We start from the raw sequence: 22,517 nt of genomic DNA on the forward strand, positions 1-22,517 counted from the left end.
CCGCCGGTCTCAGAGCAGGCCCTCCGCCCGTGCGAGCAGGACGCCCTCGATGGTGGCGTCGTTGGCCGGTTCGCGGCGGGCGACGTCGAGCGCGTCCTCGACGGGGACCGTCGTCACCGAGAGGAACTCGTTGTCGTCGAGGCGCCGGTCGACCGGCGTCAGCCCCTCCGCGAAGACGATGCCGCGTCGGTGGCGCAGGACGCCGGTGGAACACCAGAACTCCTCCAGCAGCGAGACGCCGCTGGGGTCGAACCCCGTCTCCTCGCGGAGTTCGCGTGCGCCGGCGGTCGTGTAGGACTCGCCGTCCTCGACGATACCGGCCGGGAGTTCGAGGCACTGCTCGCGGATGGTCGGCCGGAACTGGTCGACGAGGACGAGTTCGTCGCCCGTTCGCGCGACGACGACGACGGCGTCGGGCAGTTCCGCCCAGTAGTAGTCCTTCTCGGAGCCGTCGGGTTGGCGCACGCGGTCGTAGCCGCCGGTGTACCACCCGGTCTCGTACTCCGCCTCGGACTCGACGACGGGCCAGTCGTGGGTCGGCTCTCGGCTCATGGTTGCTGTGTCACCGCGAGGCGGTAAAGCGTACCGTCGTGGCGGACCACCACCGTCTCGTCGTCGGCCGCCTCGGGCACCTGCTGTCGGAGGGCGTCGAGTTCGTCGAACGGCGAGTGCGTGAACGCGCCTTTCAGCCCGACGGGACCGCGCCAGTAGGGGTCTGACCGGCCGTCGCCGTCGCTCCCGTTGGCCGTCGCGTCCGCGAGCGCCGCCGTCGTGTAGGGGTACCGCTGGGCCGAGAGGTTGCTCGCGTTCACCGCGCTCCCGTTGGCCGCGGCGATGCTCTCGTTCTCGGCCGTCGCGGTGAGGTAGTACGGGTCGCCGCTCTTGAGGTAGCTCGGGAGCGCCCCGAGCGCCAGCAGGAGGACGACGACGACGGCCACACCGAGGATGAAGTTCCGGGTGACCGTCCGCATCAGACGACCTCGCTGTATATGCGACCGAACGCCTGCCGGCGGAGGGTGCCGACGGCGGCCCGGCGCTCGGACTGGAACGTCGCCGCCACCGCCTCGTCGGCGAACGGCGGGGCGTGCCAGACGACGTTGGCGACGTTCTCGGACCCGACGAGGGTGACCTCGTGGTCCGTGTCGGCCCGCCACGACTCGAACTCAGCGGTCGTCCCGACGGTCACGGCGAGCGACTCGGCGAAGAGGACGTCGCGCGCCGTCTCGACCACGTCGCTCGTGACTCGCTGTTCGTACTCGTCGGCGTCCAGTCCCATCGCCTTGGCGACCTCCTTGACCACGACCTGTGCGGTCGGGCCGAACGACTCGTAGCGGTCACGCGCCTCGGCGACTGTGGTCGGCGAGAACTGCCCCTCGGTCTCCATGTGCGGGCCTAGGGGCCGGCGGGCTTATTCGGTTTCGCCTTCGGACGCGTCGTCCGCCTCGTCGTCCAGCATCTCGCGGGTGAGGTCGCGGGCCTCGGCGAGGACGGCACGGTCGTCGTCGCTCATCGACCGGCCGCGCTGACTGTCGGCCCCCGGCGGCAGGTCGCTCGTCGGGGTGTGTGCGTGGTCGTGGTCGTGTCCGTCGTCGTCGAGCCCGCTCTCCTCGAACACCTGCGGGAACTCCGTCTCCTCGGCGTGGTCGACGACGGCCTCGGCCAGCTCCGGTTCGCCCATCTGGCCCCAGTCGTCGACGTGGTCGTCCAGCCAGGTCTCGTGGTCGTCGCCACCGGTCAGCGCCGTGAAGGCCAGGTGGTTCGCGAGGTGGCCGGCGTCGGACTGGGGGTCGCCGCACACTGGACAGGCGTATCCCATCGTACGTCCACAGAGACGGCCCGGACGTATATGCCGTCGGGTCTCAGAGCAGGCGGACCATCACGAGCGCGTTCTCGCCGTTGCTGTAGTAGTTCGGGATGGTCTTGCGGTGTTCGAAGCCGAACTGCCGGTAGAGACGTCGCGCCCCGTGGTTGTCGGCCCGGACCTCCAGTTTGACCGAGCCGGCGCCGGTCAGAGCGAGGACGCCGAGGGCCCGTTCCAGCAGTGCGCTGGCGACGCCCTCGCGGCGGTACTCGTCGCGGACCGCGATGTCCTTGATGTGTCCGAGCGGGGTCCCGTGGTTCGGGACGGTGTCGGCGACGACGTAGCCCGCCACCGAGGGGACGTCCTCGGGGCCGTCGGCCTCGGCCACCAGGAACCCCTCCTCGCCGAGGTAGCTCTCCAGCGCCGAGAACGGCCACGGCTGCGGGAACGCCGACTGCTCGATGCGGTGGACCTCCAGCAGGTCGGCCCGCTCGGCCTGCCTCACCCGCGGGCTGTCGGCCCCGTCGGGCCCCTCCGGTGCGACGGTCGTCACGTCTCGGGGTATGGTGTGCCAGCACAAAGGTGTTGTCGCCGACCGGTCGGCCACGGCGTGCCCGCCCACCGGGTCGGAGTATCGCGTTTGAAATTCAGGGGAGGCGACGTATCGCGAGACGGCGGGGCCGGAAGGTTCTTAATTATCACCGTCGAAGCTATGGGTGCACCCACTTTGGGTGCCACCACCCCCCACCCCCACCCCCTCTTTCCGATCTCTTCCGTCCCGAGTGCCGACGCGAGTCCGAGAGCGGCGCGTCTGGCCTTCGCGACGCGCCCGATTCGCCGGTTGGCAGCGGTGGCGCCGCGTCCCGCGCTACTCCCACCGGAACCGACCGTCTGCCTGCACCACGTCGCCGTCGACCTCCAGCCGTGACCCCTCGCCCATCGTCGTGATGAGGTCCTCGTGGACCGCGCTGTCGTTGCCGGCCTCGCCCTCCGGCAGACAGGCGTCGTAGGCCCGGCCCAGCGCCAGGTGGACGGTGCCGCCCATCTTCTCGTCGAAGAGGATGTTGTCGGTGACGCGGTCGACGCCGCGGTTCATGCCGATACCGAGTTCGCCGAGGCGGCGCGCGCCGTCGTCCGTCGCCAGCACCTCCTCGACGACGGCCTCGCCCTGCGCGGCCGCGACGTCGACGACGGCGCCGTCCTCGAAGGTCAGTTCCACGTCCCGCACCCGCCGTCCCTGAATGGTCATCGGCACGTCGAACGTAACGACGCCCTCGGTGGCCTCCGGGGCGGTGAACACCTCGCCCGAAGGGAGGTTGTGCGAGTCGTAGGCGACGCTGGCGGCGGAGTTGACCGCGGTGCGGCCCGCGATGGACATCGTGAGGTCGGTCCCCTCGGTGACGATGCGCACCGTCTCGCCGGCGTCCAGGAGGTCCTTCAACTGCGCCTGTTCCTCGGCCAGCGCGTCCCAGTCCCGGAGGGTGGCGTCGTAGACGAAGTCCGCGTAGGCCTCGTAGGCCATCCCCGCCTGCTGAGCCATCGCGCGCGTCGGGTGCTGGGTCGACACCCAGTCGGTGTCCAGTCGGGCCTCGCGGATGCCCCGCCGGGCCGTCGAGTGGGCCTGTCGCCGGTCGCCGGGCACGTCGGCGGTGCCGGCGGTGTTGTTCGTCCCCTTCAGAATCAGGACGCTGTCGGCCCGTTCGTACATCGCGCGTTCGTACTCGGGGTCGGCGTCGAAGTCGCCGTCGTGGGCCCGGAGGTACGCGCGGGTGAGTTCGTCGGACCCGTACGTCGCGAGCAGGTTCGCGCCCCGCCGGCCGAGTTGCTCGGCGACGGCGACGGCGAGGTCGTGCGCGCCCTCCTCGACGTGTACGACGACGTCGTCGCCCGCCTCGATGCGGGCACTCCAGTCCACCAGCGTCCGTGCGTGTTCGCGTACGCGGTCGTCCATGCCCCGTCGACGGGCGGCGGGCGTGAAAGCGTACCGCCTCAGCGGCCCAGCCGCCCGAGCATCGACGCCCGGTCGCCGTCGGCCGGTACCAGTTCGGACCCGTCGGCGTCGCCCAGCCCCCAGGCAGGCATCCGGTTGTACACCGTCTCGTAGTCGTCCGGGTCGACGACGTACGTCTCGTGCCAGACGCCGACGGCGCCCGTCGGAGCCGTCTCACGGTCGTAGTCGCGCCACGCGTCGCGGTGCAGCGAGCCGCCGTCGTGTGCGTACGAGCGCAGGGCCTCGACCGACTCCCAGTACTGGACGAAGGCGAACGACCGCCACGAGAGCCACGTCCGACTCCCGAGCAGGCCGCCGTCCGCGTCGCGGCGGAGTTCGCGGACCAGCCTCGGCGCGAGCAGGAAGATCGGGAGCCAGCGGTGGAGCGCCCACCAGCGGTTGATTCGCATGCCGACGAGGAAGACGACGAACGAGCCCTCGCGTTCGGCGTGGACACGTCCGGTCACCGTTCGGTCTCCAGCAGGCCCTCGACGCGCGCCTCGAACTCCCGTTCGTCTATCTCGCCGCGCGCGTACCGGTCGCGCAGCGTCGCGAGCGGGTCGTCGTCCGTCGTCGGTTCGCGTTCGCGTCGCCGCCTCGCGACCCCGAGTGCGAGCGGGAGGACGCCGCCGTACCCCACCTGGAAGGCGACCCACGCCCACTGGACACCGAGTGCGAGGCCGCCGAGGTCGACGGCGAGAATTCCGAGCGAGAGGGCGCCTGCGAGCGGCGCCGTGTCGTGTGTCGTGTGCATCTGTACTCGGGAGGACGGACGCCGACCTAATAAACCTGAGTGAGTACTCACTTACAAAGAGCGGCCTGAAAAACGGCCCCAGTATCGCGGGCCACTGTTGACCCGGGATTCGTCCCTAGCGCCCGCTATGAGTGGGAAGACGCTCACGCGGCTCCGGCGGCCGTCACTGCGTGTACCGACGGGTGACAACCGGTTGCTCACGGTCTCGCGGGTGGGCCTGGTCGCCGTCTGTCTGGCGTTCCTCGGCCTCCGGGCGGCGGGCGTGTCGCTGTCCCTGTCGACGCAGGCGGGGCTCTACCTCTTCGGGATGGTCGCGCTGAACCTCCCACACGGTGGGTACGAGCACTTCGCGAACCTCCGTCGGCGCGAGCTGGACTTCCGGTGGCGTTACCTCGGCCTCTACCTGGGACTGGTCGGGGCGTTCGTCGCGCTGTTCGTCCTCGCGCCCGTCGCCGGGCTGGCGCTGGCCATCGGCATCGCGGTGGCGAAGGGGGGGTTCGGTGGCCTCGCGGTGCTCGACGCGACCAGCGGCACCGACCACCTGCCCGCGCGGTGGCAGCGGACGCTCGCCGCGCTCGTCCGGGGCGGCGCGGTGATGGCCGTCCCCATCGTCGCGTGGCCCGGCGTCTTCCAGGCGTTCAGCCACCACATGGTCGCCATCTTCGACCCCGGCGCGCTGTTGCCGTACGCGCCGTACTTCGAGACGACGCGGTGGGTCGTCGGCGGCGGGTGGCTGGCGGCCACACTCGCACACGTCGGGGTCGGCTACTACCGCGGCGGCGGCCGGTCGTGGCTCGTCGACGCGGCCGAGACGGCCCTGCTGGGGGCGTACTTCGTCGTCGTCCCGGTGGTCGTCGCCGTCGGCCTCTACTTCCCGCTGTGGTACTCCACGCGGCAGGTGGCCCGCGACGTGGCCGTCGACGCCGAGCGCGGGACCGGCGGCCCGGACGTCCTCGACTTCGAGGACCCGCAGCGCGTCGCGCTGGCGGCGTGGGGCCTGCTGATGGCCGGCGCGGTGCTGACGTTCCTGCTGGCCGGCCTGCTGTACCGCTTCGCGCCGAACCCGCTGGGCACGGCCTCGCCGCTGGTCGGCGGCGTCGCCTTCTGGAGCGTCTTCGTCTCCATCATCGCCCTGCCACACGTCGTCGTCGGCGGGTGGCTGGACCGTCGGCAGGGCATCTGGTTCGTCCCCTGAGCCCACGCGCGGAACCGGAACCCCTACTTGTCCGCTGGGCGAGTCCTGCCGTATGGAACTAGGCGTCATCGGACTCGGACGCATGGGACGTATCGTCGTCGACCGCGTACTCGACGCCGGTCACGACGTCGTCGTCTTCGACATCGACGACGCGGCGGTGGCCGACGCCGCCGCCGCGGGCGCACGGGCGGCCGACTCGATTCCGGACCTCGCCGACTCGCTGGGCGAGGACAAGCGCATCTGGCTGATGGTCCCCGCCGGCGACCCCGTCGACGCGGCGCTGGACGAACTCGACGGGCTGGTCGACGGCGACGACGTGGTCGTCGACGGCGGCAACTCCTACTTCGAGGACTCTGTCCGCCGCGCGAAGGCGACCGACGCCGCGTATCTGGACTGTGGCACCTCCGGCGGCCCCGCCGGCGCAGACCTCGGCTTCTCGCTGATGGTCGGCGGCCCGCAGTGGGCCTACGACGAGCTCGAACCGGTGTTCGACGCCGTCGCCACCGGGCCGGCGGGCCACGACCGCATGGGGCCGGCCGGGTCGGGCCACTACGTGAAGATGGTCCACAACGGCGTCGAGTACGCCCTGATGCAGGCCTACGGCGAGGGGTTCGAGCTGCTGGCGAACGGCCGCTACGACCTCGACCTCGAAGCCGTCTCCCGGACGTGGAACAACGGCGCGGTCATCCGCTCGTGGCTGCTGGAGCTCTGCGAGGAGGCGTTCCGCGAGGAGGGCAACGACCTCGGCGACGTCGCCGACCGCGTCGAGGGCGGGTCGACGGGCACGTGGACGGTGCAGGAGGCCCTCGAACAGGAGGTCCCGGTGCCGCTCATCTACCAGGCGCTGGCCGAACGGTTCGGATCCCGGGCCGACGACGGCCGGTTCGCCCGTCGCCTCGCGAGTCGCCTCCGCTACGGGTTCGGCCGCCACGACGTGCCCCGCAAGAGCGACTGAGCGGGGGTCGGCGCCGACACCCTCGTTTCTGCGGGGCGGGACGGCGAAACGGCCGAATCCAAAGCTTAGTTAAACCAGTACTCCATAGCCGCGCACATGGTTGAACTCGCAGGGCTCCTCGGCGGGGCCACGCTGACTCTCATCGTGGTGGCGTTCCACTACGCGAAGGGGACCGGCTGGGAGGCCCCGGAGGACATCTCCCAAGAAGTCCTCGAACAGCGCGCCGCGTCGGTCCCGGAGACGGACTTCGCCGAACCGTACAACCGCTCCATCGGCGGTGGCGGTGCGGCCGCAATCCCCGCCGGCGGTGCGGAGGGTGAACTCGCCGAGGGCGAAGAAGCCGAGGAGGAAGACGAGGGCTTCGACCCCGACTCCATCGCCGACGACGAGGTCGAGTACTACGAGATCGAGTTCGCGAAGGAGGGCGAGACCATCGAGGTCGCCAACAACGAGACCATCCTCGACGCCGGCGAGGACGAGGGCTGGGACCTCCCCTACGCCTGCCGGCAGGGCCAGTGTATCTCCTGTGCGGGGCACATCCAGGACGGCCCCGCGGAGGACTACATCCGCCACAGCCAGAACGAGTCGCTGTTCGAGGACGACATGGACGACGGCTACTGCCTGACCTGTGTCGCCTACCCCGTCGACGACTTCACCATCGAGACGAGCGAGTCCCCCTGACTCGCGGGTTCACAACGCTTACAAGCGGTTGCGGAGTACCTCGACACGTGGGCGGCTAGTTCAGCGGACAGAACGCCTGGTTCCGGACCAGATGGTCGGGGGTTCAAATCCCTCGCCGCCCGCTATGCTGCGAGGAACGGACTGAGCAGTGAGACACAGCGCGCGAGCCACCCCCGCGGCTCACGCGGCGTATACTTTTGCCGCCGCCGTGCGCAGAATGACGCATGACGAACGTGAGCGACGCGGCCCGTAGCCTCGGCGTCGCGGCCGGATTGCTCGTCGCCGGACTGGCCGTGAGTGTCGTCTTCGGCGTCGTGTTCACCGTGCCGCTCGTGTTGTTCGGCCCGCCCGTCGGCAGTCCGGGCGGGTTCCTCGTCCTCGCCGCCGCCGGCCAGTTCGCCTTCCTCGTCGTGGGCTCGCTCTACGTCCGACGGCACGGGGGCGTGCGGGTTCGCTGGCCGACGCGGCGGGACGTCCGGTACATGGTCGGGGGCGTGGTCGCGACGCTCGTGGCCGCCGTCGGCCTCAGCGTGCTGTTCGCGTCGCTGGGGCTGGCCCCCGAGGGGAGCGTGTTCGACGACCCCATCATGGCCGACCCCCGGGTGGCGCTCGGGCTGGCGGCGCTCTCTATCGTCCTCGTCGCGCCGGCCGAGGAACTGCTCTTCCGCGGGGCGATCCAGGGGCGACTCCGACAGACGTTCGGCCCCGCCCTCGCGATAGCGCTGTCGAGTCTCGTCTTCGGGAGCATCCACCTGCTGAACTTCACCGGGTCGGTCGTCGGCGCCCTGGCCGGCGTCGCCGTCGTCACCGTCGGCGGCCTCGTCTTCGGCACCATCTACGAGCGGACGGGCAATCTGCTGGTGCCCATCGTCGCCCACGGCGTGTACAACGCCGTCTTGCTGGTGGGGACGTTCCTCTCGGTGTGAGCGACGACGAGGCGGTTTTATTCCCTCGACGGCCGTCGCTGTCGGCATGACGGTCCGAATCGGTGCCATCGGCCTCGGTGGACTCGGTCAGCGGGAGTGTCGACAGTACGCGGCGTTCGACGACGTGGACCTCGTCGCCGGCGTCGACGTCGCGGCCGACGCCCGCGAGACGTTCGAATCGGCGTTCGACCGGCCGGCCTACGGGTCGGTCGGGGAACTGCTCGACGTCCACGGGAGCGACCTTGACGCGGTCAGCGTCTGCACGCCCCACACCCTCCACTACGACCACGCGATGGCGGCGCTCGAACGGGACCTGCACGCCTTCGTCGAGAAGCCGCTGACGACGGAGCTGGCGACGGCGACGGAACTGGTCGAGACGGCGGCCGACCGCGACCGGGTGTTGCAGGTCGGGTTCCAGCGCCACTTCGACCCGCTGTTCGCCGAGCTCCGGCGCATCGTCCAGTCGGGCGAGGTCGGCACGCCCCACACCGTCAACGCCTATCTCGGCCAGCGGTGGATAACCGACCACGAGGGGACGTGGCGAACCACGCCGTCGCTGTCGGGCGGCGGCCAGCTGTTCGACTCCGGCACCCACCTCGTCGACGCGATGCTGTGGGTGCTGGACGCGGAACCGACGACCGTGACCGGCGTCGTCGACGACCGAGGCTACGACGTGGACGTCAACAGCGCGCTGGCGGCGACGCTCGACGCCGACGGGGACCGAGTCACGGCGAGCGTCTGCGTCAGCGGTGCCGGCACCGACGTCGCCCCGGACGACGGCCTCACGGTCTGGGGGACCGAGGGCCACGTCTCGCTCTCGGACGGTGACCTGACCGTGACGACCCCCGACTCGACCCGCGAGGTGCGCGTCGACGGCGACCGGGACTTCGAGACGCTGACCGAGCGGAAACTCCGCAACTTCGTCGACGCCGTCGAGGGGACCGCCGACTCCGTCGTCACCGGCGAGTACGGCCTGGCGGTGACGGCCTTCCTGGAGAGCGCCTACGAGGCGACCCAGCGGGGCGAGACGGTCCACGTCGAGGGTCTCAGAAGTCGGTGACGACTTCGACGCCCTCGGTGTCGTACTCTGTCATCGCCGCCAGCCGGTCCGAGACGTCGTCCAGCGCCACCCGGCGCGTGACGAGGGCGCCGGGGTCGACGGTGCCGTCGGCGACCAGCGCCAGCAGTTCGTCGTACCGCGATGGCGGCATCCCGCGCGAGCCCAGGAAGTCGACGTCCCAGCGGGTCATCCGGTCGGTCGGCAGCGACACCTCGCCGCGTTCGGCGTCGGTGGTCAGCCCGACCTGCACGTGACGCCCTCGCGAGCGGAGGCCCCGGACGCTGTTGCGACAGGTCTCCGCCCGTCCCAGCGCGTCCACGGAGACGTGCGCGCCGCCGTCGGTCAGGTCCCGCACCGCCGCCGGCACGTCGTCGGTCGCCCCGGCGTCCACCGTCGCGCTCGCGCCGACCTCGCGGGCCAGTTCGAGCGGTGCGTCCCGCACGTCGACGGCGACGGCGCGGGCGCCCAGCGCGGTCGCTATCTGCACCGCCGCGAGGCCGAGGCCGCCACAGCCGTGGACCGCGACCCGTTCGCCGGCGGCCACGTCGGCCCGGTGTGCCAGCGCGTGGTAGGCCGTGACGTACCGACAGCCAAGCGCCGCGGCCGCCTCGAAGCCGACGCCGTCGGGGAGCGTCGCGAGGTTGTAGTCGGCCCGCGGCACCGCCACGCGTTCGGCGAAGGCGCCGGGCACCTCGGGTTCGAACCCCAGCGCCCACCCGTCGGCACAGACGTTGCCGTGGCCGTTCCGACAGTGCCGACAGGTGCCGTCGCCGAGGTTGAACGGGACGACGACGCGGTCACCGACGGCTACCGAGGAGATCTGTGCGCCCGTCTCGACGACGCGGCCGGCCGGTTCGTGACCGAGCACCTGTCCGAGGGGGACGTCGTCATCGGCCCACTCACCGTGGCCCTGCCACGCGTGCCAGTCGCTCCGGCAGATGCCACAAGCCTCGACGGCCACGACGGCCCCGTCGGGGTCGGGGTCGGGCGGGTCGACGTCGCGGATGGCGAGCGGGTCGCCGTACCCCTCCAGTACTGCTGTGCGCATGTCCACCCGTTGGACCGGGAGGGGGAAAACGACGGGGGCAGGGCGGGGATTAAACCGCGTCCGGCCCACAGAGGCGGGCATGACCGACAGCGAGTGGATCGGAGAGACGTTCACCAGCGACGTCGGCTGGTCGCATCTGGAGACGCTCGTGGACATCGGCGACCGGATGGCCGGGAGCGAGGGCGAGCGCGAGGCCGCCGCGGCGACGCGGGACGCACTGGCCGAGTACGCCGAGGCCGCCCGCCTCGAACCGTTCGACGTGCAGGGGTGGGTCCGCGGCGACAGCAGCATCGCGGTCGACACCGCCACCGTCGCCGCGGCCGACCGCGAGGTCATCGCACTGCCGCGCTCCCCGTCGGGGTCGGCCACCGGCGACCTGGTCGACGTGGGGTACGGCCTGCCGGAGGACTTCGCGGACGCCGACTGCGAGGGGAAGGTGGTGATGGCCCGGTCGGACGTGCCCGACTGGTACGAGCGCTACATCCACCGCCGGGAGAAGTACTACCACGCCGTCGAGGCCGGGGCCGCGGCCTTCGTCTACCGGAACCACGTCGAGGGGATGCTCCCGCCCACGGGGAGCGTCGGCACCGAGGACGCGCCCATCGGCGAGATACCGGCGGTCGGCGTCGCCAACGAGACCGGCGCGCGACTGGCCCGGCGCTACGCGGGCGACCCGGTCACGGTCGCCGTCGACTGCGAGACGCCCGCCGCGACGAGCCAGAACGTCCACGCCGAACTCGGCCCCGACACCGACGAGCGGGTGCTGGTGACCAGCCACGTCGACGCCCACGACATCGCCGAGGGCGCCAGCGACAACGGCGCCGGCACCGCGGCACTCGTCGAGATCGCCCGGGCGCTGGCCGCCCGCGAGGACGAGCTGGAGAGCCGCGTCGAGTTCGTCGCCTTCGGCGCCGAGGAGGTGGGACTGGTCGGGTCGAGTCGACTGGCCGAGTCCCGCGAGTTCGACGCGGTTCGAGCGGTACTGAACCTCGACGGCGTCGTCCGCGGCCGTACCCTCCAGTGTTTCACCCACGGCTTCGACGCGCTGGGCGCGGCCGCCGAGTCGGTGGCCGACCGGTTCGACCACCCCGTGACGGTCAGCCCCGAACAGAGCCCCCACAGCGACCACTGGCCGTTCGTCGAGCGGGGCGTCCCGGGCATCCACGTCATGAGCGAGACCGGCGAGACGGGCCGGGGCTGGGGCCACACGCACGCGGACACGCTGGACAAACTGGAACGCCGGACGCTGCGCGAGCAGGCGATTCTGCTGACGGACCTCGCGGTCACGCTCGCCGGCGAGCGGTACGACCGGGCGGCCCCCGAGACGATAGCCGCCGCACTCGAAGCCGAGGGGCTCGCGGAGGGGATGCGGATTACCGGCGACTGGCCCTACGACGACTGACCGCGGCGGTCGAGCGGCGTCCGTCCGGGTGAGCTATTCTGCCCGTAACACCGCTGAGAGGCGCGTTTTCCGGACCACCACTCGGAGTTAAAAGCTGGGCAACAACTATTAATGCACCAACCGTAGTCATAAGTGTGTGATAACGCATGACGCCCGCTGACGACAGCCACTCGGTGCTCTCGTTCGACGCTGGGGACTTCGACGGCGAGGGGGTCGGTCCGCCGCCCGACGACCTGTTCAAGGCGCTGGCGAACGAGAAACGGCGGCGCCTGCTCGCGATACTGACGGAGGAAGCGGCCGCCTCGCTCGACGACCTGACGGACGTCCTCGTCGGCTGGGAGGCCACGACCAGCGGGCCCGCGGGTCCCGACGAGTGGGCCAGGGTGAAGATAGAACTCGTCCACGCACACGTCCCCCTGCTGGCCGACACGGGCCTCGTGGTCCACGACGAGAGCGCCGACGAAGTACGGCTGGCGTCCCTCTCCCGCCCCGTCCGTGACTTGCTCAGGTTCGCCGCCGAGTACGAGCGGGCCGTCGAGACGGGACAGCCACCGACACCCGACTCGTGACACGCCCCCTGTGTCGATGACGCTCGGGTCCATTCTCGCCGACGTCGCCGCCGAACGGAAGACGGTCGTCGTCTACGCCCCCGACGACACCGGGAGCGACCTCTCCGAGACGCTCGCGACCAGAAACCTGAGCGTCGAGCACCGGAAGATACCCACCATCAGCGCCGAGGCGTTCGTCGTCGTCAGGGACGACGGTCGGTTCCGCGGTGCGATCTCGCTGTCGGACCTGCTCGTGTTCCTCGCCCCGCCCATCCACCGGCCCGAGGACCTCGACTCGGTCGACGCCGAGTACCGCGCCCTGTTCGAACTGCTCGACCAGACGGTGTTCGTCACCCTCGACCGCCGCCAGTTGCTCGCCACCTCTCGCGAGATAGAGGACCGCGCGTGGCGGACCGGGCGCGGACGACTCCACGTGGGGTTCCAGTCGGTGGCGGCGTTCGAGGCGCAGGCGGCCCTCTACCGTGACCTCGCCACGACCACCGACGTCGACGTCCACGTCTACGTGCCGGAGGGGGCGCCCGACGGCTTCCTCGACGACGCGCCGCTGACGGCCCACACGGACGTCGACGAGGAGCTCGCCCGGTACTGGTTCCTCCTGTTCGACGCCGGCGAGGACCGAGACGCCTCGGCGGGCGAGCCGGCGTCCGGCGGCGACGGTCAGAGCTGTGCGCTCGTCGCCGAGGCGACCGACGAGGACCACTACCGCGGCGTCTGGACGTACGACCCCGACCTCGTGGCGCGCGCGTTCGACGCGGTGACCTGACCCGGGCGCCACCCTCGGGCGCCGAGGGGAGTTGTATAATGAACGAGACAATATTCGAAATATGTTTTTCCCCGCTAGATGGCGTGTAGCTCGCCTCCACGGTGGTGAAAGAACTTACTCGGTTTGAAAATAACATATTCCGTAGACTATTTACCGGTGCGACGTTTGTGTACCGGTGGCGGGCCGTCAGGCCGACTCGGCGACCGGTCTTCCCACCCACCAGCCGGTCGCCAGACCCCATGCCCACATGGCGTCTACACCATTCCACGGCCGACCCATGCCTGCCGTCGTCAGTCAGCCCAACGCGGCCGCTCTCGTGTCAGGAGCGGTCCCGTGCACCAATCCAATCGCTGGTGCCGCGCCGACCCACCACGGCGTGGCACCGACCTGCCGACGCCCCGTAGCGACGGCGTCGCCACTCAGTCTCCGAACGCTTGTTCGGCGTCGGCCTTGGCCTGCGGGATGACGCGCTGTTCGGCGCGGCGCATCGACCGGACGGCCTCGTCGGTGAACTCCACGGTCAGCGACGGGAGTGCCCGCGCCAGTCCACCGAGCACCTCGCCGGGGTCTATCTCCAACTCGAACGCGAAGGCGTCCCGTTCGTCCCGGAGCGGCGTGCTGAACTCGAAGTGCTCCTCGACGACGTCGACGGCCTCGTCGTAGTCGTAGGCCGCGACGACGGCCGTCCAGAAGTCGTCGCTGTCGGCGGCGACGAGGGGGGATAGGGCGTCCCCGAACGCGCGCTGGCGGTCCAGCAGTCGCCGGCGGATGGCCTCGCGTCGCTCGCCGCGGACCGACGGCCGGAGCGCGTCCCAGTACAGGTCCCGGGCCAGGACCTCGTCTTCGTACGCCTCGAACGACGCCTCGGTGTCGGCCGCGTAGTCCAGCACCGGCTCGAACTGGTGGAGGATGGTCCGCTGGTACTCCCGTAGCTTCGGCCGGACGACGTGGCGCTCGAGGGGGTCGCTGTTCTTCAGGAGCTTGCTCGCGGCGCGACTGCCGCCGCTGCGTGACCCACGCAGGACGGCGGCCACGTCGAACGCCGCGTACGTCTCGTCGACGAGGTCCGAGAGGTACGTCTCGAACCCGTCTTCGACCGCTCGTCGTGTCACACGCCCCCCTGAGGACTGGACCGACCTATCGTTTGCGGCGGGTGAGCACCACACACGGCACCTGACCGCGGTCCGAGGGGTTTATCTCCGACGTCGGTAATCACTGGATATGACTCAGCGAATATCTTCCGTCGAGGACCCGGTCGCGGCGGCCGGCGAGCGCGAACTCGTCGTCGGCGGGGACCGGCCCATCCGCATCTCGGCCGGCCATCGCCTCATGCACCACGACGGGAAGTGTTCGCGCCCCCACGGCCACAACTACGAGGTGACGGTCCGCGTCACCGGCGGCCTCACCGACGAGGGGTGGGTCGTCGACAAGGGCGACGTGACCGGCGTCGTCGAGGAGTGGGACCACCGCTTCCTCGTAGAACGCGGGGACCCCCTCGTCGAGGCGTTCGAGGCCAGCGGCGACGGCGACGCCCTCGTCGTGTTGGACCACCCGCCGACGGCCGAGGTGATGGCCGTCGTCCTCGAGTCACGACTGGCCGACAGCCTCCCGGACACCGTCTCCGACGTCTCGGTGTCGGTCCGGGAGACGAGCGAACTCCGCAGCCGCTGATGCCGGTCGCCAGCGACACCGACGGCCTCGGCGAGGCCGTCGAACGGACCGAGGACGGAGAGAGCGACCTGCCCGTCAACGAACTGTTCTGCTCGCTGCAGGGCGAGGGCCGACTGGCGGGGGTGCCCTCCGTGTTCGTCCGGACGAGTGGCTGTAACCTCCGCTGTTGGTTCTGCGACTCGTACCACACCTCGTGGGAACCGACCGGCGACTGGTACGGTGTCGACGACGTCGTCGCGGCCGTCGAGGGGTACGACGCCGACCACGTCGTCCTGACCGGCGGCGAACCGCTGGTCCACGAGGCCAGCGTCGACCTGCTCTCGGAACTGGCCGACCGGGGGTATCACACCACCGTCGAGACGAACGGGACCGTCTACCGGGACGCCCCCATCGACCTCGCGAGCGTCAGCCCGAAGCTCGCCTCCAGCACGCCCACGGCCGACCGCGACCCGAAGGGCGACGGCGAGTGGGCCGACCGCCACGAGGCTCGGCGGCTCGACGTGGCGACGCTGGCGGAGCTGGTCGAGGCCTACGAGACGCAACTGAAGTTCGTCGTCACCGGTCCGGAGGACATGGACGAGATAGAACGTCTCGTCTCCCGCGTGCGCGAGGCGGCCGACGCCGCCCTCCCCGACGACCGCGTCCTCCTCATGCCGGAGGGCCAGACCCGCGAGGAACTGGAACGGACCCGCGGGGTCGTCGCCGACCTCGCCGTCGAGTACGGCTACCGGTACACGCCGCGCCTCCACGTCGACCTCTGGAACGACGCACCGGGCACCTGACTGCCGGCCCACCACATCACACGACACATGACACACGACGACCGCGCTGTCGTCCTCGCCTCCGGCGGGATGGACAGCGCCACGGCGGCCTACGAGGCACAGTCCCGCGGGTACGACGACCTGTACCTGCTGCACACCAGTTACGGCCAGAACACCGAACAGCGCGAGTACGAGTGCGCGCGGGCGCTGGCCGACCACGTCGACGCGGCCGACTTCTGTCACGTCGAGACGAGCCACCTCCGGCAGATAGGCGGGTCGTCGCTCACCGACGAGACGATGGCCGTCGCCGACGCCGACACGGAGAGCGACGAGATTCCCAGTTCCTACGTCCCGTTCCGGAACGCGAACCTGCTGTCGATGGCCGTCTCCTACGCCGAGGCCAACGACTGCGCGGCGGTGTTCATCGGCGCCCACAGCGAGGACTTCTCGGGCTATCCCGACTGTCGCCCGGCCTTCTTCGAGGCGTTCGAACGGGTGGTCGACGTCGGGACCAGACCCGGGACGAGCATCGCCATCGCGGCCCCGTTCGTCGAGTGGTCGAAGACGGACATCGCCGAGCGCGGCCTGGAACTGGGGGTCCCCTACGCGGACACGTGGAGTTGCTACCGCAGCGACGAACCCGCGTGTGGCACCTGCGACGCCTGTGCCTTCCGGCTAGAAGCGTTCCAGCGGGTCGGCGAACGCGACCCGATACCCTACGCGGAGCGACCGACGTACGTCGACTGACGGCTCACTCCGTCTCGGCGTCGGCGGCGACGCCCTCCAGGACGTACTCGGCGGAGGTCCGGGTCGTCGCCATCGGCACGTCGTGGACGTCACAGATACGCAGGAGCGCGGAGATGTCCGGTTCGTGTGGCTGTGCGGTCAGTGGGTCCCGGAGGAAGACGATGGCGTCCATCCTGTCCTCGGCCACCAGCGCGCCGATCTGCGTGTCGCCGCCGAGGGGGCCGCTCTGCTTCCGGTCCACGTGGAGGGCCGTCTCCTCCATGATCCGTTTCCCGGTCGTGCCCGTACTGACGAGGTCGAACTCCGAGAGGAGGTCCTCGTACGCCGTCACGAGGTCTATCATCTCGGGCTTCTCGTCGTCGTGGGCGATGAGTGCGACGCGTACCATGTCACGGCCAACGCGGGCGGCCGGCAAAGTGGTGTCGCCCCTCAGGCCACGGTGACGTCCCCGTCGGCCGTCACGGTCACCTCGTACCCCGCGACCTCGAAGCTGATTCGCTCGCGGTCACCGTCGCCGACCACCGCGCGGAGGTCCGCGGCGTCGACGTACGACTCGACGGCGTCGACGTCGTCGCGGTCGAGGGGCGTCGCCGCGACGACGGCGTCGACGATGACGTCGGCCACCGGTTCGGGGCTGACCCACCCGTCGCCGTCCTCGCCGGCGGTCCCGCCCCGTATCATGTACACTGTCCCGTCGTCCGATTGCATGGTCACGCCTACCCCGTCGAGGGATATAACCGGCTATGCGTGGTTTCAGAACGTGAAACAACCGCCCCGCGGCGGGGCGCCGCGGCGCGTCTCAGTTGTTCGGGAGTCCGAGCTGGTGACGGTCCGGTGCCGCGAGCGTCCGTTCGACGAGCGTCCCCGTCCCGCGGCGCAGCCGTTCGGAGGCCGCCTGACTGGAGATGTCGAGGACGCTCGCCAGGTCCGAGAGCGACGCGTCCCGCGGGACGGTGAAGTACCCCGATTCGAGCGCGAGCAAGAGCACCTCCCGTTGTGGGCCGGTCACGCCGAACGTCTCGGTCGCCTCGTCGGCGTCGTCCTCGACCATCGAACGGACGTCGACGTCGAGGTTCTCCGCGACGACGTGTTCGCGGAACGTGAGGACGGCGCTCCGGTCGGGGAACCGGCCGCGGACCGCCCAGCCGCCGTCGTCGAACGTCGCCCGGACGAACACGCCGTCGGTGTGTAGCAACCCGTCACCGACGGTTTGCAGCGGCGCGTCCGTCGTGTGGACGACGTACCAGTGACCCCCGGCCTCCGGCCCGACGTGGACCGCTCTGGCGACCCCGTCGTCGTCGACCAGCGTCGCGTCGACGCTGCTCTTCTCGTCCGTGCCGACCCAGACCACGGCCCGACACCCGTCCTCGGTACACTGGAGATGTTGCATCGTGACCCCGTCGCCGGCCGACCTGCCGGCGTCACGAAGGAACCCTGTCTCTACGTGAAATTCCACAATCATGTCCTTACGTTCGAGCGGCGGCGGCATAAAACTCAGGCAGACGACCGTCCGACAGAAGACGGGTGTCCGGGCGGACCGAGGGAACGTGCTGTCAGAGGCGTGGCCCGGCGGTCCGAGACACCGTGTAGTATTACCCAGTGATACCTGTTAAATGTACCTGTCCGACGGTTTCACGGCACCCGGCCGAGCGGCTGCCACGGACGTCGGTCCGGGACCGACGCCGCTCAGTCGAGGTTCTCGCGCTGGTAGCTCCCCTCGTAGGTCCCCTCGTGGGCCGCCTCCGCGAGGACCAGCTGGGCGACGCGGGCACCCTGCTCCAGTTCGATGGGGTGGTGGACCTCCAGGAGCCCCTCGCCACGGCCCTCGTAGCCCGCGTCCCAGACGGCCGTGTCCAGCATGCAGGAGTTGCGGAGCAGCGAGGACCGGGGGTACAGAAAGCCGATATGTCCCTCCGGAATGACCACGCGGTCGGCGTACTCGACGACGTAGCCACCGCGCGCCAGCGAGTAGACGCCGTCGTCGGGTTCGAGCTCGCGACGCTCGCCGACCGTCTTGCCGTCCCGCCCGATGCGACCGGGTGCTACCTGCTCGTACACCGCACCCAGCGTCAGGTCGACACCGTTCGGCTGGACCTGCGCCTCCCGCACGTCGCCGAGCCGGTCGGCGACGAACGCGCCACTCTTGAACATGGGGGTGGGTCGACCCCCACGGCGAAAACACTGCTGTTTGTCCGCCGCGGGAAATCGACCGACGCCGGTAGCGGTTGATGAAAAATAGGGCGGAATACGCGGGATTTATACGCGCTGGCAATCGACATGGGGACGTTATGGGACAGACGCTCACGGAAAAGATTCTCGACGACCACCTCGTCGAAGGGGAGCTGACACCCGGAGAGGAGATCGGTATCGAGATCGACCAGGTACTCACACAGGACACGACCGGGACGCTCGTCTGGCTGCAGTTCGAGGCGCTGGGCCTCGAAGAGGTCCAGACGGAGCTGGCCGCCCAGTACTGTGACCACCAGACCTACCAGTTCGACTTCAAGAACACGGACGACCACCGCTTCCTCCGCTCTGCCGCCGGCACGTTCGGCGCGCACTTCTCGCGGCCCGGCAACGGTATCTGTCACAACGTCCACAAGGAGAACTTCGCCGCGCCGGGCAAGACGATGCTCGGCTCGGACTCCCACACCCCGACGCCGGGTGGCCTCGGCGAACTGGCCATCGGCTCCGGTGGACTGGACGTCGCCGTCGCGATGGGCGGCGGCGCCTACTACATCGACATGCCCGAGGTCGTCAACGTCCGACTCGAGGGCGAGCTGCCCGAGTGGGCCACCGCCAAGGACGTCATCCTCGAGCTCCTCCGTCGCCTGTCGGTCAAGGGCGGCGTCGGCAAGGTGCTCGAGTACACCGGCCCCGGCGTCGAGACGCTGACCGTCCCCGAGCGGACGACCATCACCAACATGGGCACCGAACTGGGTGCCACCTCCTCCATCTTCCCGACGGACGAGCAGACCGAGGACTACCTCGAACGCCTCGGCCGCGAGGACGAGTTCGTGGACATCGGCCCCGACGAGGACGCCGAATACGACGACGAGATCGTCGTCGACCTCTCGGACCTCGAACCGCTCATCGCCGAGCCCTCGATGCCCGACAACGTCGTCCCCGTCCGCGAGGTCGAGGGCGTCGACGTCGAGCAGGTCATCATCGGCTCCTGTACGAACGGTGCCTACGAGGACATCCTGCCCTCGGCGAAGATGCTCGAGGGGCGCAACATCGACAAGAAGACCGAGATGATCGTCGCCCCCGGGTCGAAGCAGGCCTCCGAGATGCTGGCCCGACAGGGCTGGACCGCGGAGATGATGGCGGCCGGCGTCAACTTCTCCGAGGCGACCTGCGGTGCCTGTATCGGCATCGGCCACGTCCCGGCTTCGGATTCGGTCTCCCTGCGGACCTTCAACCGCAACTTCGAGGGGCGCTCCGGCATCGAGGACGACAACGTCTACCTCTGCTCGCCGGAGGTCGCCACCGCGGCGGCCATCGCCGGCGAGATCGTCGACCCGCGGGACCTCGCCGACGAGCTCGGCGACCTCGAGGCGCCCGGCCTGGAGATGCCCGACGAGTACATCGGCAACTCCGAGTCGGACCTCATCGCCCCCGACGAGGCCGTCGACGACGACCTCATCAAGGGCCCGAACATCGGCGACGTCCCGCTGAAGGACCCGCTCGAGGCCGAGGTCGGCGGTGAAGCCCTCCTCAAGATGGAGGACAACATCACCACGGACCACATCATCCCGGCCACGCAGGACATCCTGATGTACCGGTCGAACGTCCCGAAGCTCTCGGAGTTCACGCTCTCGCGTGTCGACGACACGTTCGCGGAGCGTGCCCTCGAGTCCGACGGCGGCGTCCTCGTCGCCGGCGAGAACTACGGGCAGGGCTCCTCGCGTGAGCACGCGGCGCTGTGTCCGATGTACCTGGGCATCGAGGCGGTCTGTGCCCAGAGCTTCGCCCGCATCCACAAGGCGAACCTGTTCAACTTCGGTATCGTCCCCCTCGAAATCGACGAGGAGACCTACGAGAAGATCGAGCAGGGCGACGACATCCAGATCGTCGACGACGTCGCCGAGGCCGTCCGCTCCGGTCAGGAGGAGTTCACCATCCGGATCAACGACGACTGGGAGGCCACGGCCACGCTGGACGCCTCCGAGCGCGAGCGCGAGATCCTCGCCGCCGGTGGCAAGCTGCCACACACGAAGGCCCAGCACGAAGAGGGCAGCGGCGCGACGCCCGCCGACGACTGATTCGGCACTCGAACCGAGTTATTTTTTCGCGCCAGTCCGTGAGCGTCGCGACGACCACCGGGAGCGGCCGCCGTGCCGCGACACCGGCGCGCGACCGGCCCTTCGTCCCCGAGTTTTTCGACGATGGGGTCCTGCAGGGTCGGAGACCCACAAAGCCCCCGCGGTAGAACGTGGGCAGCTCAGATGGCGAGGAACTGCGTCACCAGCCACTTCGTGAACGTGCCGGTGATGGCGCCGATCCACGAGAGGACGACGAAGTGCATGTAGGTGTTGGCCTTGTGCCCGCCGTCGACGGTCCGGATCATCAGCGCCGACAGCATCGCCGAGAACATGATGATGATGACCAGCAGGAACTCGATGAGCGGGATGTTGTAGACGCCGGTGTTGATGAGGGAGTTCACGTCGAGCCGGCTCCCGGCGTTCAAATCGAGGGACATCTGGGCGAGGATGTTGACGACCTGCAGGCCGATGAAGAAGGCGAAGGTAGAGGCGGCTGTAATCCCGTACAGCAGACCGACGAGCGTCGTCGTCGCCTGCTTGCGCTTCTGGCGCAGCTGGAGCACCTGGTTCATGTTGGCGGCGATGAGTTCGCCCAGTTGCTTCGGCGACCCGCCCATCTCCCGGCCGATGAGGTACATCTCCGAGAACGTCTGGATGAGGTAGGAGCGACAGTCGGCGGTGAAGAAGCGCCACGCCGCCGTCGGTTCGATGCGCATATTCAGGCGCTTGTACAGGTCGTCGATGTTGTGGGTCAGCGGCCCGAAGTCCTTCTTCCGGAGCGTGCGGAGCACCATCCCCGTCGTCGACTGCTTCGCCCCTTCGGTGGCCCCCAGCGCGCGGATGAAACTGGGGAACTCGTCGTCGCGCGCCTTCACCCTCTGTTCCTCCTGCCGGAAGACGATGCCGGGGACGAGCATCGGAGTGACGGGGACGACGGCGTAGAACGGTAACGGCACCGAGTCGAGGAAGAACAGCAGGTCGTTCAGCGTCACCGGCGAGACGCCGAACAGGCCGCCGACCGTGACGAACGCGAGCAGCGCCGAGAGGCCGACCCCGACGTACATCGACCTGTCCAGTCGCTCCTCGATGGGCGAGGGGTACTCCTCGGGGTGGAACCACACCGGGTCGTACGGCGCCATCGAGCGGATGGCGAGGAAGAAGCCCGACTGGACGAAGATGAACATCACGATGACGGCGCTGACGGTCATCGTCGGGTTCGTCCCCGTGAGGACGGGGAGGACGACGGCGAACACCAGCGCGAACGTCATCGAGAGGATCATCGAGAGGTAGAGGTCCTTCATGACCTCCAGACTGTCTAGCGAGCTCCGGTAGACCGTGGTGTAGTGCTGGATGATCTGCTCCTGTTCGGAGAGCAGGTAGTCCTCCAGCGACTGCCCGGCCCCGAGCGTGTAGGCCAGCCGGTCGAGGAAGTCCGAGAAAGCGTCGCTGGGCACCTCTTTGGCGCGGCGCCGACAGGCGTCGTCGAGGCTCTGGTTCCACGTGTCGACCAGCTGGACGATGCGGTGCATCTCCATGGCGAGCTCGCCGTACTCCTCCTCCTGGGCGAGCGTGCGGAACACCTCCATGCGGTCTATCTTCGTCGTCGCCAGCACCGTCATGTGGGTGATGAGGAGGTGAAAGCGGTTGTTGAGTTCGCGCTTGCGCTGGCTCAGCAGTATCTTCGGGTAGAAGACGGCCGACACCATCGCGAGGAAGCCCAGCAGTGGGATGGGCGCACGGATGGCCATCGGGAGGTCCAGCAGGAGCGCCGCGACGGTCGAGACGACGAAGAAGGCGACCGACGGCAGGAGGATGAACAGGAGGTACCGCTCCAGCGGAATCGTCATCTGGCGGTACGACTCGACGAGGCTCTGGACGGTCTCGGTGATGGTGAGGTCGATGCCGGTCTCGGCTTCGCTCTGGGCCATC

At 69.5% G+C, this 22,517-nt stretch carries 27 protein-coding genes and 1 tRNA gene; 13 read left to right on the forward strand and 15 right to left on the reverse strand.

Features of this window, described 5'->3' with window-relative positions; translation table 11 throughout:
* Positions 1 to 9: 9 nt before the first annotated feature.
* The 8 genes from ACV7GQ_RS14925 to ACV7GQ_RS14960 all read right to left on the reverse strand — a co-directional run bounded on the left by ACV7GQ_RS14925 (position 10) and on the right by ACV7GQ_RS14960 (position 4,545).
* A complete protein-coding gene (locus tag ACV7GQ_RS14925; RefSeq protein WP_470311007.1) occupies positions 10 to 552 on the reverse strand; it encodes an NUDIX hydrolase in 543 nt (180 codons plus the stop codon).
* On the reverse strand, positions 549 to 971 hold the full coding sequence (locus ACV7GQ_RS14930; RefSeq protein WP_470311008.1) for a hypothetical protein: 423 nt from the start codon (positions 969 to 971) through the stop codon (positions 549 to 551). The genes ACV7GQ_RS14925 and ACV7GQ_RS14930 overlap by 4 nt, the downstream gene beginning before the upstream one ends.
* On the reverse strand, positions 971 to 1,384 hold the full coding sequence (locus ACV7GQ_RS14935; RefSeq protein WP_470311009.1) for a DUF5809 family protein: 414 nt from the start codon (positions 1,382 to 1,384) through the stop codon (positions 971 to 973). Before ACV7GQ_RS14935 ends, ACV7GQ_RS14930 begins: the two co-directional genes overlap by 1 nt.
* 24 nt (positions 1,385 to 1,408) lie before the next feature.
* Positions 1,409 to 1,816 (reverse strand): DUF5810 domain-containing protein, encoded by a 408-nt coding sequence (locus ACV7GQ_RS14940; protein WP_470311010.1) that lies wholly within the window; start codon positions 1,814 to 1,816, stop codon positions 1,409 to 1,411.
* Positions 1,817 to 1,859: 43 nt separating this feature from the next.
* A complete protein-coding gene (rimI, locus tag ACV7GQ_RS14945; protein WP_470311011.1) occupies positions 1,860 to 2,354 on the reverse strand; it encodes a ribosomal protein S18-alanine N-acetyltransferase in 495 nt (164 codons plus the stop codon).
* A 315-nt stretch (positions 2,355 to 2,669) separates the two neighbouring features.
* Complete coding sequence (locus tag ACV7GQ_RS14950) at positions 2,670 to 3,752, reverse strand: aminopeptidase (protein ID WP_470311012.1); 1,083 nt, start codon at positions 3,750 to 3,752, stop codon at positions 2,670 to 2,672.
* 38 nt (positions 3,753 to 3,790) lie between these two features.
* A complete protein-coding gene (locus ACV7GQ_RS14955; protein ID WP_470311013.1) occupies positions 3,791 to 4,258 on the reverse strand; it encodes a DUF4188 domain-containing protein in 468 nt (155 codons plus the stop codon).
* Positions 4,255 to 4,545, reverse strand: coding sequence for an SHOCT domain-containing protein (locus ACV7GQ_RS14960; RefSeq protein WP_470311014.1), 291 nt, complete (start codon positions 4,543 to 4,545; stop codon positions 4,255 to 4,257). The genes ACV7GQ_RS14955 and ACV7GQ_RS14960 overlap by 4 nt, the downstream gene beginning before the upstream one ends.
* Before the next feature lie 127 nt (positions 4,546 to 4,672).
* On the opposite strand from ACV7GQ_RS14960, the gene ACV7GQ_RS14965 reads away from it, so the two are divergent.
* The 6 genes from ACV7GQ_RS14965 to ACV7GQ_RS14990 all read left to right on the forward strand — a co-directional run bounded on the left by ACV7GQ_RS14965 (position 4,673) and on the right by ACV7GQ_RS14990 (position 9,362).
* Positions 4,673 to 5,740, forward strand: a complete 1,068-nt coding sequence (locus tag ACV7GQ_RS14965) for a Brp/Blh family beta-carotene 15,15'-dioxygenase (RefSeq protein ID WP_470311015.1) — start codon at positions 4,673 to 4,675, stop codon at positions 5,738 to 5,740.
* 52 nt (positions 5,741 to 5,792) lie between these two features.
* The gene (gene gnd / locus ACV7GQ_RS14970) at positions 5,793 to 6,695 is read left to right on the forward strand and encodes a phosphogluconate dehydrogenase (NAD(+)-dependent, decarboxylating) (protein ID WP_470311016.1); all 903 of its coding nucleotides are present in this window, start codon (positions 5,793 to 5,795) and stop codon (positions 6,693 to 6,695) included.
* A 96-nt stretch (positions 6,696 to 6,791) separates the two neighbouring features.
* On the forward strand, positions 6,792 to 7,376 hold the full coding sequence (locus ACV7GQ_RS14975) for a 2Fe-2S iron-sulfur cluster-binding protein (RefSeq protein ID WP_470311017.1): 585 nt from the start codon (positions 6,792 to 6,794) through the stop codon (positions 7,374 to 7,376).
* Positions 7,377 to 7,425: 49 nt separating this feature from the next.
* Positions 7,426 to 7,498, forward strand: a tRNA-Arg gene (locus ACV7GQ_RS14980).
* 102 nt (positions 7,499 to 7,600) lie between these two features.
* Positions 7,601 to 8,302 carry a lysostaphin resistance A-like protein gene (locus ACV7GQ_RS14985; protein ID WP_470311018.1) on the forward strand — a complete coding sequence of 234 codons (702 nt, stop codon included), beginning with the start codon at positions 7,601 to 7,603 and terminating at the stop codon, positions 8,300 to 8,302.
* A 46-nt stretch (positions 8,303 to 8,348) separates the two neighbouring features.
* Positions 8,349 to 9,362 (forward strand): Gfo/Idh/MocA family protein, encoded by a 1,014-nt coding sequence (locus tag ACV7GQ_RS14990; protein ID WP_470311019.1) that lies wholly within the window; start codon positions 8,349 to 8,351, stop codon positions 9,360 to 9,362.
* Here ACV7GQ_RS14990 and ACV7GQ_RS14995 read toward each other — a convergent pair.
* The gene (locus ACV7GQ_RS14995; RefSeq protein WP_470311020.1) at positions 9,349 to 10,410 is read right to left on the reverse strand and encodes a zinc-dependent alcohol dehydrogenase family protein; all 1,062 of its coding nucleotides are present in this window, start codon (positions 10,408 to 10,410) and stop codon (positions 9,349 to 9,351) included. The two genes, ACV7GQ_RS14990 and ACV7GQ_RS14995, sit on opposite strands and share 14 nt — an antisense overlap.
* Positions 10,411 to 10,489: 79 nt before the next feature.
* Between ACV7GQ_RS14995 and ACV7GQ_RS15000 the strand changes: the two genes are divergently transcribed.
* The 3 genes from ACV7GQ_RS15000 to ACV7GQ_RS15010 all read left to right on the forward strand — a co-directional run bounded on the left by ACV7GQ_RS15000 (position 10,490) and on the right by ACV7GQ_RS15010 (position 13,144).
* Positions 10,490 to 11,812 (forward strand): M28 family peptidase, encoded by a 1,323-nt coding sequence (locus ACV7GQ_RS15000; protein ID WP_470311021.1) that lies wholly within the window; start codon positions 10,490 to 10,492, stop codon positions 11,810 to 11,812.
* Positions 11,813 to 11,958: 146 nt separating this feature from the next.
* Positions 11,959 to 12,381: a DUF7344 domain-containing protein gene (locus tag ACV7GQ_RS15005; RefSeq protein ID WP_470311022.1), complete on the forward strand. Its 423-nt coding sequence runs from the start codon at positions 11,959 to 11,961 to the stop codon at positions 12,379 to 12,381.
* 16 nt (positions 12,382 to 12,397) lie between these two features.
* Complete coding sequence (locus tag ACV7GQ_RS15010) at positions 12,398 to 13,144, forward strand: DICT sensory domain-containing protein (protein ID WP_470311023.1); 747 nt, start codon at positions 12,398 to 12,400, stop codon at positions 13,142 to 13,144.
* Between the two features lie 419 nt (positions 13,145 to 13,563).
* Here ACV7GQ_RS15010 and ACV7GQ_RS15015 read toward each other — a convergent pair whose 3' ends face one another.
* The gene (locus tag ACV7GQ_RS15015; RefSeq protein WP_470311024.1) at positions 13,564 to 14,256 is read right to left on the reverse strand and encodes a hypothetical protein; all 693 of its coding nucleotides are present in this window, start codon (positions 14,254 to 14,256) and stop codon (positions 13,564 to 13,566) included.
* A 109-nt stretch (positions 14,257 to 14,365) separates the two neighbouring features.
* Between ACV7GQ_RS15015 and ACV7GQ_RS15020 the strand changes: the two genes are divergently transcribed.
* From ACV7GQ_RS15020 to queC, 3 genes are read left to right on the forward strand one after another with little or no spacing between them, the layout of a single operon-like run.
* A complete protein-coding gene (locus ACV7GQ_RS15020; protein WP_470311025.1) occupies positions 14,366 to 14,815 on the forward strand; it encodes a 6-pyruvoyl trahydropterin synthase family protein in 450 nt (149 codons plus the stop codon).
* Entirely contained in the window at positions 14,815 to 15,597 is a 783-nt protein-coding gene (locus tag ACV7GQ_RS15025) for a 7-carboxy-7-deazaguanine synthase QueE (RefSeq protein WP_470311026.1), read from the forward strand. The genes ACV7GQ_RS15020 and ACV7GQ_RS15025 overlap by 1 nt, the downstream gene beginning before the upstream one ends.
* 27 nt (positions 15,598 to 15,624) lie before the next feature.
* Entirely contained in the window at positions 15,625 to 16,323 is a 699-nt protein-coding gene (gene queC / locus ACV7GQ_RS15030) for a 7-cyano-7-deazaguanine synthase QueC (RefSeq protein WP_470311027.1), read from the forward strand.
* Positions 16,324 to 16,327: 4 nt separating this feature from the next.
* On the opposite strand, the gene ACV7GQ_RS15035 is transcribed toward queC, so the two are convergent.
* The 4 genes from ACV7GQ_RS15035 to ACV7GQ_RS15050 form a co-directional block, all read right to left on the reverse strand.
* On the reverse strand, positions 16,328 to 16,711 hold the full coding sequence (locus ACV7GQ_RS15035; RefSeq protein ID WP_470311028.1) for a methylglyoxal synthase: 384 nt from the start codon (positions 16,709 to 16,711) through the stop codon (positions 16,328 to 16,330).
* A 41-nt stretch (positions 16,712 to 16,752) separates the two neighbouring features.
* Complete coding sequence (locus ACV7GQ_RS15040) at positions 16,753 to 17,031, reverse strand: HalOD1 output domain-containing protein (RefSeq protein WP_470311029.1); 279 nt, start codon at positions 17,029 to 17,031, stop codon at positions 16,753 to 16,755.
* Positions 17,032 to 17,122: 91 nt separating this feature from the next.
* Entirely contained in the window at positions 17,123 to 17,785 is a 663-nt protein-coding gene (locus ACV7GQ_RS15045) for a helix-turn-helix domain-containing protein (RefSeq protein WP_470311030.1), read from the reverse strand.
* Positions 17,786 to 18,009: 224 nt separating this feature from the next.
* Positions 18,010 to 18,474, reverse strand: coding sequence for a deoxyuridine 5'-triphosphate nucleotidohydrolase (locus tag ACV7GQ_RS15050; RefSeq protein ID WP_470311031.1), 465 nt, complete (start codon positions 18,472 to 18,474; stop codon positions 18,010 to 18,012).
* Between the two features lie 137 nt (positions 18,475 to 18,611).
* On the opposite strand from ACV7GQ_RS15050, the gene ACV7GQ_RS15055 reads away from it, so the two are divergent.
* Positions 18,612 to 20,588 carry an aconitate hydratase gene (locus tag ACV7GQ_RS15055; protein ID WP_470311032.1) on the forward strand — a complete coding sequence of 659 codons (1,977 nt, stop codon included), beginning with the start codon at positions 18,612 to 18,614 and terminating at the stop codon, positions 20,586 to 20,588.
* 179 nt (positions 20,589 to 20,767) lie between these two features.
* Here the strand turns inward: ACV7GQ_RS15055 and flaJ are convergent, their stop codons facing one another.
* Entirely contained in the window at positions 20,768 to 22,516 is a 1,749-nt protein-coding gene (gene flaJ, locus ACV7GQ_RS15060) for an archaellar assembly protein FlaJ (protein WP_470311033.1), read from the reverse strand.
* Position 22,517: the final 1 nt, after the last annotated feature.

This window comes from Haloarcula sp. MBLA0163, assembly GCF_055632435.1.

Bases quoted from the DNA above. Each gene is read 5' to 3' on its own strand.
- ACV7GQ_RS14925 (WP_470311007.1), bottom strand. From the start codon at position 552: ATGAGCCGAGAGCCGACCCACGACTGGCCCGTCGTCGAGTCCGAGGCG.
- ACV7GQ_RS14930 (WP_470311008.1), bottom strand. From the start codon at position 971: ATGCGGACGGTCACCCGGAACTTCATCCTCGGTGTGGCCGTCGTCGTC.
- ACV7GQ_RS14935 (WP_470311009.1), bottom strand. From the start codon at position 1,384: ATGGAGACCGAGGGGCAGTTCTCGCCGACCACAGTCGCCGAGGCGCGT.
- ACV7GQ_RS14940 (WP_470311010.1), bottom strand. From the start codon at position 1,816: ATGGGATACGCCTGTCCAGTGTGCGGCGACCCCCAGTCCGACGCCGGC.
- ACV7GQ_RS14950 (WP_470311012.1), bottom strand. From the start codon at position 3,752: ATGGACGACCGCGTACGCGAACACGCACGGACGCTGGTGGACTGGAGT.
- ACV7GQ_RS14960 (WP_470311014.1), bottom strand. From the start codon at position 4,545: ATGCACACGACACACGACACGGCGCCGCTCGCAGGCGCCCTCTCGCTC.
- ACV7GQ_RS14965 (WP_470311015.1), top strand. From the start codon at position 4,673: ATGAGTGGGAAGACGCTCACGCGGCTCCGGCGGCCGTCACTGCGTGTA.
- gnd (WP_470311016.1), top strand. From the start codon at position 5,793: ATGGAACTAGGCGTCATCGGACTCGGACGCATGGGACGTATCGTCGTC.
- ACV7GQ_RS14975 (WP_470311017.1), top strand. From the start codon at position 6,792: ATGGTTGAACTCGCAGGGCTCCTCGGCGGGGCCACGCTGACTCTCATC.
- ACV7GQ_RS14985 (WP_470311018.1), top strand. From the start codon at position 7,601: ATGACGAACGTGAGCGACGCGGCCCGTAGCCTCGGCGTCGCGGCCGGA.
- ACV7GQ_RS14990 (WP_470311019.1), top strand. From the start codon at position 8,349: ATGACGGTCCGAATCGGTGCCATCGGCCTCGGTGGACTCGGTCAGCGG.
- ACV7GQ_RS14995 (WP_470311020.1), bottom strand. From the start codon at position 10,410: ATGCGCACAGCAGTACTGGAGGGGTACGGCGACCCGCTCGCCATCCGC.
- ACV7GQ_RS15000 (WP_470311021.1), top strand. From the start codon at position 10,490: ATGACCGACAGCGAGTGGATCGGAGAGACGTTCACCAGCGACGTCGGC.
- ACV7GQ_RS15005 (WP_470311022.1), top strand. From the start codon at position 11,959: ATGACGCCCGCTGACGACAGCCACTCGGTGCTCTCGTTCGACGCTGGG.
- ACV7GQ_RS15010 (WP_470311023.1), top strand. From the start codon at position 12,398: ATGACGCTCGGGTCCATTCTCGCCGACGTCGCCGCCGAACGGAAGACG.
- ACV7GQ_RS15020 (WP_470311025.1), top strand. From the start codon at position 14,366: ATGACTCAGCGAATATCTTCCGTCGAGGACCCGGTCGCGGCGGCCGGC.
- ACV7GQ_RS15025 (WP_470311026.1), top strand. From the start codon at position 14,815: ATGCCGGTCGCCAGCGACACCGACGGCCTCGGCGAGGCCGTCGAACGG.
- queC (WP_470311027.1), top strand. From the start codon at position 15,625: ATGACACACGACGACCGCGCTGTCGTCCTCGCCTCCGGCGGGATGGAC.
- ACV7GQ_RS15035 (WP_470311028.1), bottom strand. From the start codon at position 16,711: ATGGTACGCGTCGCACTCATCGCCCACGACGACGAGAAGCCCGAGATG.
- ACV7GQ_RS15040 (WP_470311029.1), bottom strand. From the start codon at position 17,031: ATGCAATCGGACGACGGGACAGTGTACATGATACGGGGCGGGACCGCC.
- ACV7GQ_RS15045 (WP_470311030.1), bottom strand. From the start codon at position 17,785: ATGATTGTGGAATTTCACGTAGAGACAGGGTTCCTTCGTGACGCCGGC.
- ACV7GQ_RS15050 (WP_470311031.1), bottom strand. From the start codon at position 18,474: ATGTTCAAGAGTGGCGCGTTCGTCGCCGACCGGCTCGGCGACGTGCGG.
- ACV7GQ_RS15055 (WP_470311032.1), top strand. From the start codon at position 18,612: ATGGGACAGACGCTCACGGAAAAGATTCTCGACGACCACCTCGTCGAA.
- flaJ (WP_470311033.1), bottom strand. From the start codon at position 22,516: ATGGCCCAGAGCGAAGCCGAGACCGGCATCGACCTCACCATCACCGAG.